Source organism: Albimonas donghaensis (assembly GCF_900106695.1).
Lineage (GTDB): Bacteria > Pseudomonadota > Alphaproteobacteria > Rhodobacterales > Rhodobacteraceae > Albimonas > Albimonas donghaensis.
Genome location: NZ_FNMZ01000005.1, coordinates 107325 through 123144, shown reverse-complemented (window position 1 = coordinate 123144; position 15820 = coordinate 107325). Strand labels below are relative to the sequence as shown.

13 protein-coding genes are annotated in these 15820 nt (G+C 72.8%); 6 read left to right on the top strand and 7 right to left on the bottom strand.

Annotated features, from left to right (window positions below; genetic code table 11):
• Positions 1-49 precede the first annotated feature (49 nt).
• From BLV24_RS14740 to BLV24_RS14730, 3 genes are all read right to left on the bottom strand, one after another.
• Positions 50-1195, bottom strand: coding sequence for a zinc-binding dehydrogenase (locus BLV24_RS14740; protein WP_092683114.1), 1146 nt, complete (start codon positions 1193-1195; stop codon positions 50-52).
• Between the two features lie 112 nt (positions 1196-1307).
• Positions 1308-3140, bottom strand: coding sequence for a TRAP transporter permease (locus BLV24_RS14735; RefSeq protein WP_342707997.1), 1833 nt, complete (start codon positions 3138-3140; stop codon positions 1308-1310).
• A 275-nt stretch (positions 3141-3415) separates the two neighbouring features.
• Positions 3416-4387, bottom strand: coding sequence for a TAXI family TRAP transporter solute-binding subunit (locus BLV24_RS14730; RefSeq protein ID WP_092683110.1), 972 nt, complete (start codon positions 4385-4387; stop codon positions 3416-3418).
• A gap of 196 nt (positions 4388-4583) precedes the next feature.
• Here BLV24_RS14730 and BLV24_RS14725 point away from each other — a divergent pair, with 196 nt between their 5' ends.
• From BLV24_RS14725 to BLV24_RS14715, 3 genes are read left to right on the top strand one after another with little or no spacing between them, the layout of a single operon-like run.
• Positions 4584-5456, top strand: a complete 873-nt coding sequence (locus tag BLV24_RS14725) for an HpcH/HpaI aldolase/citrate lyase family protein (RefSeq protein WP_092683108.1) — start codon at positions 4584-4586, stop codon at positions 5454-5456.
• On the top strand, positions 5453-6646 hold the full coding sequence (locus BLV24_RS14720; protein ID WP_092683106.1) for a CaiB/BaiF CoA transferase family protein: 1194 nt from the start codon (positions 5453-5455) through the stop codon (positions 6644-6646). Before BLV24_RS14725 ends, BLV24_RS14720 begins: the two co-directional genes overlap by 4 nt.
• The gene (locus BLV24_RS14715) at positions 6646-7806 is read left to right on the top strand and encodes a CaiB/BaiF CoA transferase family protein (RefSeq protein WP_092683104.1); all 1161 of its coding nucleotides are present in this window, start codon (positions 6646-6648) and stop codon (positions 7804-7806) included. The genes BLV24_RS14720 and BLV24_RS14715 overlap by 1 nt, the downstream gene beginning before the upstream one ends.
• A gap of 129 nt (positions 7807-7935) precedes the next feature.
• On the opposite strand, the gene BLV24_RS14710 is transcribed toward BLV24_RS14715, so the two are convergent.
• Positions 7936-8643: a GntR family transcriptional regulator gene (locus BLV24_RS14710; protein ID WP_176954767.1), complete on the bottom strand. Its 708-nt coding sequence runs from the start codon at positions 8641-8643 to the stop codon at positions 7936-7938.
• 195 nt (positions 8644-8838) lie between these two features.
• Between BLV24_RS14710 and BLV24_RS14705 the strand changes: the two genes are divergently transcribed.
• From BLV24_RS14705 to BLV24_RS14695, 3 genes are read left to right on the top strand one after another with little or no spacing between them, the layout of a single operon-like run.
• Entirely contained in the window at positions 8839-10257 is a 1419-nt protein-coding gene (locus BLV24_RS14705) for an MmgE/PrpD family protein (protein ID WP_092683100.1), read from the top strand.
• Positions 10254-11645 (top strand): phenylacetate--CoA ligase family protein, encoded by a 1392-nt coding sequence (locus BLV24_RS14700; protein ID WP_218133437.1) that lies wholly within the window; start codon positions 10254-10256, stop codon positions 11643-11645. Before BLV24_RS14705 ends, BLV24_RS14700 begins: the two co-directional genes overlap by 4 nt.
• Positions 11645-12976 carry an amidase gene (locus BLV24_RS14695; protein WP_092683098.1) on the top strand — a complete coding sequence of 444 codons (1332 nt, stop codon included), beginning with the start codon at positions 11645-11647 and terminating at the stop codon, positions 12974-12976. Before BLV24_RS14700 ends, BLV24_RS14695 begins: the two co-directional genes overlap by 1 nt.
• Positions 12977-13163: 187 nt before the next feature.
• Here the strand turns inward: BLV24_RS14695 and BLV24_RS14690 are convergent, their stop codons facing one another.
• The 3 genes from BLV24_RS14690 to BLV24_RS14680 are packed head-to-tail and all read right to left on the bottom strand — an operon-like array spanning position 13164 to position 15765.
• Positions 13164-13961, bottom strand: coding sequence for an enoyl-CoA hydratase-related protein (locus BLV24_RS14690; RefSeq protein WP_092683096.1), 798 nt, complete (start codon positions 13959-13961; stop codon positions 13164-13166).
• A complete protein-coding gene (locus tag BLV24_RS14685; protein ID WP_092683094.1) occupies positions 13958-15250 on the bottom strand; it encodes a TRAP transporter large permease in 1293 nt (430 codons plus the stop codon). The genes BLV24_RS14690 and BLV24_RS14685 overlap by 4 nt, the downstream gene beginning before the upstream one ends.
• Positions 15247-15765 (bottom strand): TRAP transporter small permease, encoded by a 519-nt coding sequence (locus BLV24_RS14680; protein WP_092683092.1) that lies wholly within the window; start codon positions 15763-15765, stop codon positions 15247-15249. The genes BLV24_RS14685 and BLV24_RS14680 overlap by 4 nt, the downstream gene beginning before the upstream one ends.
• Between the last annotated feature and the right edge of the window lie 55 nt (positions 15766-15820).

The window sequence follows — 15820 nt, the reverse complement described above, 5'->3', positions numbered from 1 at the left end:
GATAGCGCAGAGCGGCGCGCGGGGCGAGCCCCCGCGCGCCGCGATCGGGTCAGGCCGCCATGTGCGGATCGAGCACCTGGCGCAGGGCCGACCCGTCGTCGAGCCGGTCGAAACCTTCGTTGAGCGACTCGAAGGGGATCACCCGGTCCACCAGCTTGTCCACCGGCAGCAGGCCCGCCTTCCACAGCGCGAGATAGCGCGGGATGTCGCGCACCGGCGCGCAGGAGCCCATGAAGGAGCCGCAGACCGACTTCTCGTTCAGCACCAGGTCGGGCTGGGGGAAGGAGAACTCGGACCCGATGGGCGAGATCCCGGCGGTGATCACCTTGCCGCCCCGCGCGGTGGCCGCATAGGCGGATTTCAGCGCCGGGATGGCGCCGGCGAGGTCCAGCCCGAACTCCACCCCGCCATGGGTCAGGTCCATGATCTTCTCGGTCAGGTCGGGGTCCTTGGCGTTGAAGGCGTGGGTGGCGCCCAGCTCCATGGCCTTGGCGAGCTTGTGCTCCTCGAAGTCCACCGCGATGATGGTCTCGGCGCCCGCGACCCGGGCGCCCATGATCCCGCACAGCCCCACGCCGCCGAGCCCGAAGATGGCGACGCTCTGCCCCGGCTTGACCTGGGCGGTGTTGATCACGGCGCCGACGCCGGTCATCACCGCGCAGCCGAACAGCGCGGCCTTGTCCATCGGCACGTCCGAGTCGATCTTGACCACCGAGCCCCGGTTCACCACCGCGTATTCCGCCATGCAGGACAGGCCCGCATGGTGGCGCAGGGGCTTGCCGTCGGCGTCCTTCAGGCGGGTGCCGCCGGAGATCAGGCCGCCGTCGACGCGGGTGGCGAGCACTTCCTCGCAGATCTGGGGCCGGCCCGAGAGGCACATCCGGCAGCGCCCGCAGGAGGGCGAGAACTGGAAGATCACCGGATCGCCGGGCTTGAGATCGGTGATGGCGGAGCCGACCTCGACGACCTCGCCCGCGCCCTCGTGACCCAGCACCAGCGGCACGCCGCGGCCCAGCGAGCCGTTGATCACCGACAGGTCCGAATGGCACAGCCCGGCGCCGCCGATCCTGACCAGCAGTTCCAGCGGCTGGGGCGGATCGAGGGTCACGTCCTCGATCACCAGCGGGGTCGAATCGACATAGGGCTTGGGCCTGGCCACGTCGCGCAGCACCGCGGCTTTCATCGTCAGGGTCATGGTCGTCGCGCCTCCCCAGCGCGGCCCGCATGCGGGGCGTCGGTTGTCCGTCCGCGCCAGCCTGCGCCATCGGATGCCGGGGCGCTTGCGTCGGAACGGGGGCGGCGCCGCTTCAGGCCGCGACCAGCGTCAGCGCCAGCCCGAAGCCGCCCATCGCGACCCGCCGCCAGGCCGGCCCCGGCGCGATCACCCCGAAGGAGATCAGCGCCAGCCCCGCCCCGACCCGGACCGTGGCGATGACGGCCGCCCAGGGGTCGGTCTCCAGCGCCAGCAGGGCCGGATCCGCGATCATCCCCAGCGGGATGATGTAGAGCCCGAGCCCCAGCGCCATGGCGGCGCCCGCGACCTTCAGCCAGTTCTCCCCCACCATGCCGGCGGCGATGAACACCGCGCCGCAGACCGGCGGCGTGATGGTCGAGAGCAGCGCGAACCAGAACACGAAGAGATGCGCCTGCAGCGGCGCCAGCCCCAGCTGGGTCAGCGCCGGGCCCGCCACCGACACGCAGATCACGTAGGCGGCGGTGGTCGGCACCTCCATCCCCAGGATCAGGCAGGCCAGCGCCGTCAGCAGCGCCGCCGCCCACAGCGACTGGCCCGAGCCCGACAGGATCAGCGAGGTGATCTTCACCCCCAGCCCGGTGATCGACAGCACGCCCACGATGATCGAGGCGCACAGGATGATCGAGGCGATGGTCCCGATCTGGCGGCCGGAGGAGATCGCGGCCTCGGCCAGCCGGTCCGCGCCGCGCCGCGCGTCGAAGCGCAGGTCGGCGCCGAAGGGCAGCAGGCAGGCGGCGGCGAGGATGGCGAGGCTCGCCGCGTATTGGGGCGTCCAGCCGATCCAGAACATCCCCCACATCAGGCAGGCGAAGGGGATCAGGAAAAAGCCCGAGGTGATCGCGGTCAGCCGACGGTCGGGGCGCTCGCCCTCGGGCAGGGCGCCCAGGGTGTAGCGCAGGGCGTAGGCGTCGATGCCGATCCACACCGCCCAGAAGAACAGGATGGCGGGGGGCAGCGCCGCGGCGATGATCGAGGCATAGGGCGTCCCCGTCAGCTCGACCATCACGAAGGCGCCCGCGCCCATCAGCGGCGGCATGATCTGCCCGCCCGAGGAGGCCACCGCCTCGGTCGCGCCGGCCAGCGCCCTTGGGTAGCCCAGCCGGGTCATGGCCGGCAGCGTCACCGCCCCGGTGGAGGCGACATTGGCGGAGGCCGAGCCCGAAATGGAGCCGAACAGCGCCGAGGACAGCACCGAGACCTTGGCCGCGCCCCCCCGCAGCCGCCCCGCGGCCGCCGCGGCGACGTTCATGAAGCCCTGTCCGGCCTCGCCCGCGTTCAACGCCGCGCCGAAGATCACGAAGATCGCCACCACCGTAGCCGAGACCCCGGCGAGCGAGCCCCAGAGCCCGCCCTCGGCGATGGTCAGCGTGCCCAGGAAGGACGAGAGCGGCGTGCCGGGATGGCCGAACTCGCCGGGAATATGCTGCCCCCACAGCCCGTAGGCGAGCGCGATTGCGGCGACCAGCGGCAAGGGCCAGCCCACGGCGCGGCGCGCGGTCTCCAGCGTCACCAGCAGCAGGGCGGCGGCCATCCAGGTCTGGAAGCCCTCCTGCAGGAACCCGTACTGGTCCGACAGCGCGTCGGCGTTGGCGGCGATCCAGGCGCAGCAGCCCACGCCCACCGCGGCGATGACCGCGCCCGAGATCCGGCCCCCCTTCGTGCGCGCCGCGAAGATCAGCACCCAGGGCAGGGCCAGCGCCATGTGCAGCGGCCGGCTGACCAGGTTGGGGATCAGGCCCGAGAAGATCAGCCAAAGGTGAAACGCGACCGAGACCAGCCCCAGCCCCGCCAGCGCCATCCGCGCCGGTCCGAAAGGGCGCTCCGATGCCGGGGCGGAGGGGGCGCGCAGCGGCGCGTCGGACGGGCTGGAAGGGGTCGCGGTCACGGCGTGGGTCCGGGGCTCGGCGCCCGGCGGGGCGCACGTGGGGGGAAGGCGTCGGCGATCTGCACAGGGGCGCTAGGGGGAAGTCGGGCGTCGGTCAAGCCCGCGCCGACGCCCGACCGCGCCGCGGGCGGGGCCGCGCCGCCGGGCGCCCGGGGGAACGCGGCGCTCCCGCCCTCGCCGTATCGCGGCGCGCGGAAACAGGGGCCCTGACGCGACCGCGCCGCCCGGAAGGGGCGGCGCGGGGCGTTTCAGCGGGTCGGTTCAGCGAGCGGGGCTCACATGTGCCGATCGGCGATCGGCGCGCCCATCTCCTTGTAGTAGCGCAGCGCGCCCGGGTGGATCTTGCCGGCGATGGTGTCGAGCGCCTCGGGCGTCACACCGCGCCACCAGGCGGCGTCGGCCTCCATCTTCGCCTTCTGCTCCCAGAACGCCTTCACGAAGGCGTAGGCGGCGTCGTCGTCCATGCCGGTGGTGGCGTAGGCCACGACCGGCAGGGCGGTGGTGACGATATCCGCGTCCTGGCCGGCATAGGTCCCCGCCGGGATCACCAGCCGGGTGCGCCCGGTCTCGGCCACCTGCGCATCGGTCAGCGACAGCACGGTGACGCCGGTCCCCGCGGCGGCCTCCATCACGTTGGGCGCCGGCCAGGAGCCCGCGGTGACGAAGGCGTCGATCTGGCCGTTCTTCAGCGCCGCGACGGCGTTGGAAAGCTCGGCCTCCGCGATCTTCACGCTGTCGGCGATGCCGAACAGGCCCAGATACTTCTCACCCTCGCGCGCGCCGAAGCTGCCCTTGCCCAGCAGCACGGTCTTGCCGGCCAGCCCGGTGATGTCGGTCACGCCCGCCTCGGCGTTCACCACGAAATGCATGGTCAGCGAGGGGATCGGGAACAGCGCCCGGATCTCGTCGAACTTCGGGTTGCCCTTGTCCTTGAACGGCCCCTTCGCGCCCTGCGCGGCCCCGATCAGGGCGGGCGGCGAGGTGAAGACATAGGCGCCCGGACGCACGCCGGCCTCCATCACGTTCTGGACCGAGCCCTGGCTCTCCTCCACCGTGACGATGATGCCGCCGTCGGTGGCGGCCTTCACCGCCTCGGCCACCTGCACCGACATCTGGTAGTAGGACGAGCCGGTCTTGGCCGCCTTGAAGGTCACGCGGGTCTCGGCCTGGGCGGCGGAGCCGGCGACGGCGAAGACGGAGGCGGCGAGCAGGGCGCCGGCCGCGACGAATTTGCTTGGAAACGCCATGGAGCGTCCTCCTCCCGAAGTTTATGGGTCTTGCCACGCGTCTGTTTCGCGTCCCCGCCGGCCCGGGTCAACACATGTTCAGGTTGACCGGGGCGCCATGGCGACTTGACAGGCCGTCCGATCCGGAGGATTTGTCCGGACAAGTGGCGCGCGGCCCTGTCCCCCGACGCGCCGATACCGGAGGAGACCCGACCCCATGCCAGGCGCCACCCGTTCGCTGCTCTTCGTCCCCGGGGCCCGTCCCGCCATTTTCGAGAAGGCCATGGGCTCGGGCGCCGATATCGTCTGCGTGGACCTGGAGGACGCGGTGCCGCCCTCGGGCAAGGACGCGGCCCGGCCCGACGGCGTGGCCTGGCTGGCCGGCGCCGCGGCGGGCGACGCCTGCACCCGCGCCCTGCGCATCAACGGGCTCAAGACCGTGGCCGGGCTGCGCGATCTCGCCGCCGTGGCCGACGCCGCCCCCGCCGCGGGGCTGGTGGTCATGCCCAAGGTCGACGAGGCCGCGGAAGTGCGCATCGTCGACGCCGCCCTGACCGAGGCCGGTTCCGACGCCGGGCTCGTGGTGCTGATCGAGAGCGTCGACGGGCTGGAGAACGTGCAGGAGATCGTCGCGGCCTCGTCCCGCGTGAAGCTCGCCATGTTCGGCGCGGTGGACCTGTCGGCGGAGCTGGGATGCGACAACGCCCCCGGCCCGCTGGCCTACGCCCGCGCCCGCGTCGTCCACGCCGCCCGCCGCGCGGGCGTGCCGGCGATGGACGTGCCGTCGCTGAACTTCCGCGATCTCGACGCCGTGGCGGCCGAGGCCGAGGCCGCCCGCGCCATGGGCTATTCCGGCAAGGCCGCCATCCACCCGACCAATGTCGGCGCGGTCAACGGCGTGTTCACGCCGACCCCCGAGCAGGTGGCCCAGGCCCGCAAGGTCATCGCGGCCTACGAAGCCTCCGAGACCGGGCTGGTGGTGATCGACGGCAAGCTGATCGAGGCCCCCGTCATCCGCGCCATGCGCGCCCGGATGGAGGCCGCCGAGGCCGCGGGCGTGGCCCCGAATCAGGCGGAGGCGGGCGAATGACCCAGCCGCTTCCGCTCGAAGGCGTCCGCATCCTCTCTGTCGAGCAATACGGCGCGGGGCCCTTCGGCTCGCTCTACCTCGCCGACATGGGCGCGGAGGTGGTGAAGATCGAGGCGCCGGGCTCGGGCGACAGCTCGCGCGCGTCGGGGCCGCATTTTCTGGGCGAGGGCGACAGCCACTTCTTCCAGACCTTCAACCGCAACAAGCGCTCCCTGACCCTCGACCTGAAGAAACCCGAGGGGCAGGCGGCCCTGCGCCGCCTGCTGCCGGGCTTCGACGCGGTGCTCAACAACCTGCGCGGCGACATCCCCGACAAGCTGGGCCTGACCTATGACGCGCTGGGCCCGGTGAAGCCGGAGATCGTCTGCGCCCATCTCTCGGCCTATGGGCGCACCGGGCCGCGGGCCGCGTGGCCGGGCTACGACTACCTGATGCAGGCCGAGGCCGGGTGGTTCCACCTGACCGGCGATCCCGAAGGCCCCCCCGCCCGCATGGGCCTGTCCATCGTGGACTACATGACCGGCGTGGTCGCGGCGCTGGGCCTGGTTTCGGCCCTGCTGGGCGCGGCGCGCACCGGCAAGGGCCGGGACATGGACGTGTCGCTCTACGATGTGGCCATGCACCAGCTCTCCTACCCCGCGACGTGGTATCTGAACGAGGGCGACGTCACCGGGCGTCGGCCGCGTTCGGGCCATCCCTCGGTCGTGCCCTGCGAGACGCTGCCCACGAAGGATGGCTGGATCTTCGTGATGTGCGTCCTTCCGAAATTCTGGGAGGCGCTGGCCGTGGCGCTGGGCGCGCCCGACCTGCCGACCGACCCCCGCTTCGCCACCCCGCGCGCCCGCTTCGACAACCGCGACGCGCTGATGGAGATCTTCGACCCGCTGGCGCGCCGGAAGACCACCGCCGAGTGGATGGCCGAATTCGGCGGCCGCGTCCCCGCCGCCCCGGTCCTGACCCTCGACCAGGCGCTGGAGAATCCCTTCTTCCGGGACCGCGGCGGGGTGCGGGCGGTGGATCACCCGATGCGCCCGGATTTCGGCATGGTCGCCTCCCCCATCCGCGTGGGCGAGGCCGAGGCCCCCTCCCGCCCCGCCCCGGCGCTGGGCGCGGACACCGACGCGGTGCTGTCCGAGGCCGGCTTCGGCGCCGACGAAATCGCCGCCCTGCGCGCGGCGGGGGCGGTCTGATGAAGCTGGAAGGCCTGCGCGTGCTCGACCTGTCGATGTTCCTGCCCGGCCCGCATCTGACCATGATGATGGCCGATCACGGGGCCGAGGTGATCAAGGTCGAGCCGCCCTCGGGCGAGCCGGTGCGCGGGGTCGGCTACCGCGACCACACCGACGTCTCGGTCTGGTTCCGCAACACCCATCGCGGCAAGAAATCCGTGGTGCTGGACCTCAAGACCGAAGCCGGGCGCGAGGCGCTGCTGCGCCTGGCCGAGACCGCGGACGTGTTCATCGAGGCCTTCCGCCCCGGTGTCGTCGACCGGCTGGGCGTCGGCCCGGACGCGGTGACGGCGCGCAATCCGCGGATCGTCTACGCCTCCATCGCCGCCTTCGGGCAGACCGGGCCGGAAGTGGCGCGGCCGGGGCATGACCTGGCCATCGAGGCGCTGTCGGGGCTGGTCTCGCTGAACCTCGGGGCGGATGGCGAGCCGACCAATCCGCATATGCCGGTAGCCGACGTGGCGTCGTCGCTGATGACCTTCGGGGCGATCATGATGGCGCTCTATCGGCGCCACGAGACCGGGCGCGGCGATGTCATCGACATGTCGATGCAGGACGCCTGCATGGCCTGGCTGCCCAACGTGGTCGGCCCGGTTTTCGCGGAGGATCGCGCGCCGCGGGTGAAGTCCGAGCGTTCCTTCGGCGGCTACGCCTTCTTCTCCATCTACCGGACCGCTGACGACCGCCATGTCGTGCTCGGGGGCGTGGAGCACAAGTTCGTCGCCACCCTCCTGACCGCGCTGGAGCGTCCCGACCTGATCGAGATCGCCAACGGCCCGCCAGGCGAAGGGCAGGCGCCGGTGAAGGCCTTCCTGCGCGAGATCTTCGCCACCAGAACCCGCGACGAGTGGGAGACGTGGTTCGCCGGCCGCGACGTCTGCTTCGCCCCGGTGCTGGACCTGAAAGAGGCCTTCGACAGCCCCCAGGTCGCGGCGCGGGAGATGAAGGTGCGCGACGCCGCCGGCGCCCTGCATATCGGTCTGCCGATCCGCTACCGGGACGAGCCCGGGCGGCTGGATCCGACCCTGCCGGGGCTGGGCGAGCATACCGAGGTCACCCTGCGCGACGCCGGCCTGCCGGAGGAGGTCGTGGCGGCCTGCCTCGCGCGGGTTCCGGGTTAAGGCGCGGCGCGGCGGGTTGAGGCGCGGCGGGTTGAAACCCGCCCTACGACCTCGGCGCACACCCGCCCAGCGACCCCGGCGCGACGCGCGTAGGGCGGGTGCGAACCTGCCTTCGCCCGGCCGGCGGGATCACATCCCCGCCGTATCGTCGCGTTGGAGCCGCATGGAATAAGAGAACGTGTCGGCGGGGTGCCAGCTCGCCGAAACCAGGACCGGCCGGGCCTCGGCGTCCAGGTAGCTGCGCAGCAGCAGGATCGCGGGGTCCGCCGCGTCCCGCCCCAGCGCCCTGGCGGAGCGGGGGCAGAGCGTCGCCCCCGTCATCTCCTGCGCCACCTCCGCCACCCGCACGCGGAAGCGCCGCTCGATCAGGTCGTAGACCGAGCGGGCGCCGCCCTCGAACTCCGGCAGGATGGAGGCGTAGGCCGCGGGCAACCAGATCCGGGTGAAGTTGATCGCCCCGCCGGCGAGGGTGCGGCGCACGCCCTCCACCGCCAGCCACGGCCCGGGGCCGGGGGCGAGCGTCAGGCCCTCGGGCGCCAGTTCCAGCGGATCGCCTTCGGCGGGGACCAGCTCCAGCCGCGTGTCGGCGGCGTAGTCCAGCAGCTCGCTGAGGGAGCGCATCTGGTGGCGGTAGAGGGCGGGGGGCGTGTCGGCGATGACCTCGGTGCCCGAGCCTTGCCGGCGGCGCACCAGCCCGGCCTCCGCCAGCACCCGCAGCGCCTCGCGCGTCGTGTGGCGGGAGACGCCGAATTCGGCGCAGAGCTCCTGCTCGGTGGGCAGCGCCTCTCCGATTTTCCACAGACCTTCGGCGATGCGGGCCTGCAACGTCCTGGCCATGCGCCGGTATCGGGGGCCGGCTGCGGGCGAGGGCGGGGAGGACGCGGAGGATGGGGCGGTCATGCGGCGCGGGCCATGCGGCGGTCCTTCCGGATCATTCGGGGCGGCCAGTATGCGACGGGGATTGCGCCGCGCGAAACCGCCGTTAGAATATGTCCGGACAACTTTGCCGAGTCCATCCGGAAAATTCAGCCAATGCCCGCGACTCACGCCCCGAATCCCGACATGGCGCCGACCCTGCTGCGCCGCCTGGCCGGCCGTCTCGCCGTGCGTCCGGGGGCGGAGGATCGGGCCCGCGCCGCGCTGCACGCGCTGGACTGGGCCGGCTGCGCCGCGGCGGGCGCGGTTTCGCCTGCGGGCGCGCGGCTGGCGCAGGGGGCCGCGGCCACCGGCGCCGGGGCTTGCGTCGGCGTCGGAATGGGGGCCGCGGGCCTGTCCCCGGCGGCGGCGGCGCTGGTCAATGGCGGGCTCGGCAACGTGCTGGAAATGGACGACGTTCACCGCACCTCGATCCTGCATCCGGGGCCGGTGGCGATCCCGGCGGCGTTGGCGGCCGCGCAGGCGACGGGGGCGGGCGCGGCGGCGTTCCTCGACGCGCTGGTGATCGGCTATGAGGCGATGATCCGCGTCGGCGCCTCGGTCGGGCCGGGGCATTACCAGCGCTGGCACAACACCTCGACCTGCGGGCCGTTCGGGGCGGCGGCCGCCGCCGGCGCGCTGCTGGGCCTGTCGGAGGACGCCATGGTCTGGGCGCTCGGCAATGCCGGATCGCAGGCCGCGGGGCCCTGGCGTTGCCGGCATGAGCCGGTGATGACCAAGCAACTCCATACCGCCCGCGCCGCCATGTCCGGACTTCAGGCGGCGGAGCTTGCCGCGCTGGGCTTCACCGGGCCGGAGGCGATGCTGGAGGGCGCCCAGGGCTTCTACGACGCCTTCTGCCCCGACCCGGACCCCGCCGCGGTCATCGCCCGCCTGGACGGGCCGTGGATGATCTGGGACGTCAGCTTCAAGCCCTGGCCCGCCTGCCGCCATGCGCATCCGGCCATCGACGCCGCCCTCGACCTGCGCGCCCGGGGCGCCGCCCCCGCCGCTATCCGCGCCATCCGCATCGAGACCTATGCCGAGGCCGTCACCTTCTGCGACCGCCCGGCGCCGACCACCACGCATGAGGCCAAGTTCAGCCTGCAGCACGCCGTCGCCGCCTGCCTCGCCGACGGCCCGCCGCCGCTGGCGGCGTTCGAGCCCGACGCCATCGCCCGCCCCGACCTCACCCGCCTGCGCGGCCTGACCGCCGTCGCCGCGACCCCCGCCTTCACCGCCGCCTTCCCCCGGCGCTACGGCGCCGCGGTGGAGATCGACCTCGCCACCGGCGAGACCCTGCGGGCGGAGGCCCCCGACGCGCTCGGCGACCCCGAGAACCCGGTGGACGAGGCCCGCCTCATCGCCAAGGCCCGGGCGCTTTGCGCCGCGGGCGGCCGCTCTCCCGACCAGGCCGAGCGCCTGATCGCCGCCGCCCTCGCCCTTCCCGACGACCCGGGCCCCGCGCCCCTCGCCGCCTTCGCCTCGGCGCTCGCCGAAGCGCCCGCATACACGCCCGAGGACATGCACACGTGACCGCCTATCCCAGCTATTTCGACGCGCTCGACCCCGCCGCCCTGGCCCGCGACTATCCCGTGGACCTGCTGGGCGCCTATGCCGGCATGAGCCGCGACGAGTTGCGCGCGAAGCAGAACGCCCGTTTCCTCGCGGTGATGGATTTCGCCTGGAAGGTGCCCTTCTACGCCCGCCACTGGGGCGCGGCGGGGGTGGAGCCGGGCGATGTGCGAAGCCTCGACGACATCACGAAGCTGCCGACCTATTCCAAGTCGGACCTGATGGCCTCGGTCGAGGCCTGCCCGCCCATCGGCGACTTTCACGGGCGCGACTCCCACGGCGCCGCCCCGCGCCCGCCGATGATCATGCAGACCACCTCGGGCACCACCGGCAAGCCGCAGCCGCTGATCTACGGCGCCAGAAGCCGCGAGGTGCAGAACATGCTGCTGGCCCGCACCTACCGGCTTCAGGGCATGACGCCGGACGACGTGGTGCACTGCGTCTACGGCTTCGGCATGGTCAATGGCGGGCACTATGTGCGCGAGGCGATCAACCACTGGATCGGGGCGCCGATGCTGACCGCGGGCACCGGGGCCGACATGCGCTCCGCCCAGCAGGTGCGCCTGATGAAGGATTTCGGGGCCACGACGATCGTCGGCTTCGGGGACTACGTGAAGCGGCTCGCCGAGGTGGCGCGCGAGGAAGGGCTGATCCCCGGCGAGGATATTCGCATCCGCATGATTTCCGGCCATATCGGGGCCGACAGCGCCGAGTCCATGTCCCAGGCCTGGGGCGGCGCCGCGGTCTATGACTGGTACGGCGTCGGCGACACCGGGACCATCGCCGGGCAGGGGCCGGACCGGGAGGGGATGCATGTGATGGAGGACGCCCAGTTCCTCGAAATCCTCGATGTGGAGGACGGGACCCCGGTCGCGCCGGGGGGGATCGGGGACATGGTATGCACCTGCCTGTTCAAGGACGACCTTTACCCGATCATCCGCTTCAACACCCATGACGTGACCGAGGCGCTGCCCGGCGCCAACCCGCTCGACCTGCCCTTCGGGCGGATCCGCGGCTTCATGGGCCGGTCCGACAACATGGTGAAGCTGCGCGGCATCAACATCTATCCGCAGGGCATCGGCGCGCTGCTGTCGGCGCAGTTCCCGCAGATGGCCGCCGAATACATCTGCCGGGTCGAAAAGCGCGAGGGCCGCGACGAGATGGTGGTGATCGCCGAGGTCTCGGACCGCCCCGAGGGCCTGGGCGCGGCCATGGAGGCCGCCCTGAAGACCCGCCTCGGCGTGCAGATCGGGGTCGAGCTGGCCGCGCCCGGCGAGACCGCGCCCCTGACCCAGATCGAGAGCCGGCAGAAGCCGCTCCGCCTGATCGACGCGCGAAAGGCGTCGTGATGGGCGCCCCCGCGCCGGGAGCGGTCGAGACCCGGACCCGCGAGACGCTGGCCCGCATCGAGGCGAGCATGGCGGGCGGAGAGGCGATCTTCCTTTCCGTCGACAGTGCGGGCGCGGTCGCGGCGGCGGCGGAGGCCGACGCGCGCGCCGGTCTCGGCCGGGCGCGGGGGCCGCTGGACGGCGCGCTGGTCGCGGTGAAGGACAACCTCGCCATGGCGGGCCGGCCCTGGACGGCGGGCATCGCCGGCTGGCGGGACCGGGTGGCGGCGGCGGATGCGACCGCGGTCGCGCGGCTGCGGGCGGCGGGGGCGGTGATCCTCGGCGGGGTGAACCTGCATGAGGGGGCGCTGGGCGCGACCACCGACAACGACGCCTTCGGGCGCTGCATGAACCCGCTGGGCCCCGATGCGCAGGGGAACGCCCTGACGCCGGGCGGGTCGTCCGGCGGGTCGGGGGCGGCGGTGGCGGCGGGGCTGGCGGACCTGGCGCTGGGCACCGACACCATGGGCTCGGTCCGCATTCCGGCCGCCTATTGCGGGATCTGCGGCGCCAAGCCCACCGCGGGGCTGATCGGGCGCGCCGGGCTCGCCTATCTCGCGCCCACGCTCGACACCGTGGGGCCGCTGACCCGCCGCGCCGCGGATCTGTGGCCGGCGCTGGAGGCGCTGGCCGGCGTCGATCCGGAGGACCCGGACGCCCGCCCGGCCCGCGGCGGCTGGTCGGCGCGGCCCGACATCTCCCTGCGCGGGGTGCGGCTGGGCCTGCCGAAGCAGATCGAGACGGTGGACTGCGAACCCGCTGTCCGCGAGGGGCTCGCCCGCGCGGTGGAGGTCGCGAAGCGGCTCGGCGCGCGGGTGGTGGCGCTGGACCTGGAGGGCTGGGACCCGGGGCGCGCGCGCCGCGGGGGTCTGCTGATCTCCGAGGCCGAGGGCGCGGTGGAGATGGCGTCGCTGATGGAGACGCAGGGCGCGATCTCGGACCACCTGGCGGCGCTGCTGGCCTATGGGCGGGATGCCGGCGCGCTGCGCATGGTCGACGCCTACGCCCGCATCCGCGCGGCGGCGGCGGCCTGCGCGCGGGGGCTGGCGGAATGCGATGCGCTGATCCTGCCCACCGCCCCGCAACGGGCCTTTCCGCACGGGACGCCCGCGCCCGCCAACCAGGCCGATTTCACCGCGCTGGCCAATTTCGCCGGGGCGCCGGCGGTGACGCTCCCGGTTCCGCTGGCGGGCGAGACCCTGCCGGCCTCGGTGCAGCTGCTCGGCGCGCCCTGGTCGGAGGCCCGGCTGACCGCCTGGGCGGAGGCGCTGGACCTGGCGCTGAACCCGTAGGGCGGGTGCGAACCCGCCGTCGCGACCGGAGAGGCCGGGAGCGTCGGGAGGGGCAGGCCGGGGATGGCGGGTAGGAACCCGCCCTACGGCGTCGCATGAAAAAGGGGGCCTCGCGCGGCCCCCTTTTCCATGTCCCGGTCGCTGGCCCGGTCGCTGTCCCGGTCGCTGGCCCGGGCCCGGGCCGGGCTCAACCGAAATCCGGCGCCCGCTTTTCGAGAAAGGCGCGGTAGCCCTCCTGAAAATCGTCGGAGGCGAAGGCGGCGTCGAACAGCGCGCGAAGCTCCGGCGTCTCCTCCTCCGCCCCGTCGCGGATCGCCTGGACCATCTGCTTGGAGGTCGTCAGCGACACGGGGGAGAGCGTCGCCAGACCCTCCGCATAGGCCATCGCCTCGGCCGCCAGCGCCTCCGCGGCGAAGACACGGTCGATGAGGCCGATGCGCAGGGCCTCCTCGGCCTCCAGCAGGCGGCCGGAAAAGAGGATGTCCTTCGCCCGCGCGGGGCCGACCAGCTGCATCAGCTGCTTCACGTCGCCGAAGGAATAGGCCGCGCCGAGTTTCGCGGGCGGGATGCCGAAACGCGCCCCCGCGGCGGCGAAGCGCAGGTCGCAGGCCAGCGACAACCCGCAGCCGCCGCCCACGCAGGCCCCGAACACCACCGCGATCACCGGCTTGGGCAGGCGGGCCATGGCGCTTTGCCCCGCCCGCACCGCGTCATTGTAGGCCCGCGCGGTGGCGGCGGTCTCATAGACCTGCGGGAACTCGGCGATGTCGGCGCCGCCCGAGAACGCCCGCTCCCCCGCCCCGCGCACCAGCAGGACCCGGATCCGGTCGTCGGAGGCGACCCCGGCGGCGATCCCGGGCAGGGCCTCCCACATGGCGAGGTTGAAGGCGTTGCGCTGCGCCTCGCGGTTCAGGGTCAGGGTGGCGACCCGTCCCTCGACCACGAGGGTCAGCGCCCCGTCGGCATAGGTGTCTTGCAAGGTCATCGCAGGCGCTCCGGCAGCCAGGTCACGATCCCCGGGAAGGCCACCATCAGCAGCACCAGCCCCACCATCAGCAGGCAGAACGGCGCCGCCGCCCAGGCGATGCGTCCCAACGGCATGCCGGTCAGCCCCCGGATCACGAACAGGTTGAAACCGATCGGCGGGGTGATCTGGGCCATCTCCACCGTCACGATCAGGAAGATGCCGAACCAGACCGGGTCGAAACCCGCGGCCAGCACCAGGGGAAGGGTGACGGGCAGGGTCATCACGATGGTCGACAGCCCGTCGAGAAAACAGCCGAGCCCGAGATAGAACACCATCAGGATCAGGATCAGCAGGGTCGGCGACAGTTCCAGCGCCTGGATCGCCGCGGCCACGTCGGTGGGGATCGCCAGCCGCGCCATGGCCTTGGACAGGAACAGCGCCCCGCACAGGATCAGCCCGATCATCGAGCAGGTCCGGACCGTCGAGCCCAGCGCCTTGCGCAGCATGGTCAGCGAAAGCTGCCCCTCGCTCGCCGCCAGGACCAGCCCGCCCAGCACGCCCACCGCCGCGGCCTCGGTCACCGAGGCGAAGCCCGCATACATCGAGCCCAGCACGAAGACGATCAGCACCGAGACCGGCAGCAGCTTGACCAGCGCCCGCGCCTTGTGACCCCAGCTGGTCGAGGGTTCGCGCGGGGGCAGGGCGCCGGTCCGGAAGCTGGCGGCGAGGCCGATCCAGCTCATGAACAGGGCCGCGAGGATCAGCCCCGGGATCACGCCGGCGATGAACAGGTCGAGGATCGAGACCTCGGCCAGCACCCCGTAGACGATCAGCGGGATCGAGGGCGGGATCAGCAGCCCCATGGTCCCGGCGCCGGCCAGCGCGCCGGCGGACAGGGTCCGGTCGTAGCCGCGCGCCTCAAGCTCCTTGAGCGTGATGCGCCCGACCGTGGCGGTGGTCGCGGCCGACGAGCCCGAGACCGCGGCGAAGATCGTGCAGCCCAGCACGGTGATATGCGTCAGCCGCCCCGGCAGGCGCCGCACGAAGGGGGCGAGGCCGGCGAAGAGGTTCTCGCTCAGGCGGGTGTGGAACAGGATCTCGCCCATCAGGATGAACAGCGGCAGCGTCACCAGCTCCAGCGCCGTGGTCGAGGACCACAGGTCGCCGGCCAGGAACCGGTCCACCTTCATGTTCTTGAAGACTTCCAGCGACAGGATGCCGACCGAGAGCAGCGAGAAGCCGACCCAGACCCCGCCGCCCAGCGTCAGCAGCAGCAGGCCGGCCATGAAGCCGAGGGGGGCGGTCATATATGGGTCTCCTCTGCGCCGGAGGTCTCCGGCGCCTCGCCCCGGATCAGGCGGATCAGCCGGGCCAGCAGGCCGAGCGTCAGCACCACCAGCCCCGCGGCCAGCAGGCCCTGCGGGTAGACCAGCGGCGTGCGGGTGGGAAAGACCGAGGTGGAGCCGAAGCCGGCCGAGCGCACGGCGTATTCGACCATCGACCAGGACGCGAAGCACGCCACCCCCAGCGCGAAGGCGGCGCCCAGCATGTCCGCCGCGCGCTGAGCGCCCGGCGGCAGCAGGTTGGTGAGCACCTGCACCCGCACATGGCCCGCGTCGCGCAGGGTCCAGCCGGAGCCGCAGAACAGCGTCGCGGCCAGCAGGTAGCCGGAATATTCCACCGCCCAGGGCTGCGACCAGGCGAAGAAGGAGGTCGCCACGACCTCGATGATGAGGATGACCGCCAGCGCCGCGGCGCAGAGCGCGGCCACCACCGCCCCCGCGACGCAGAGCGCGTCGATCGTCTTGAGAAGGATCTTCATGGGCGCCTCCCTGTCTGGTGGGGCGGGGTCTGGTGGGGCGGGCCGGGACGCGGAG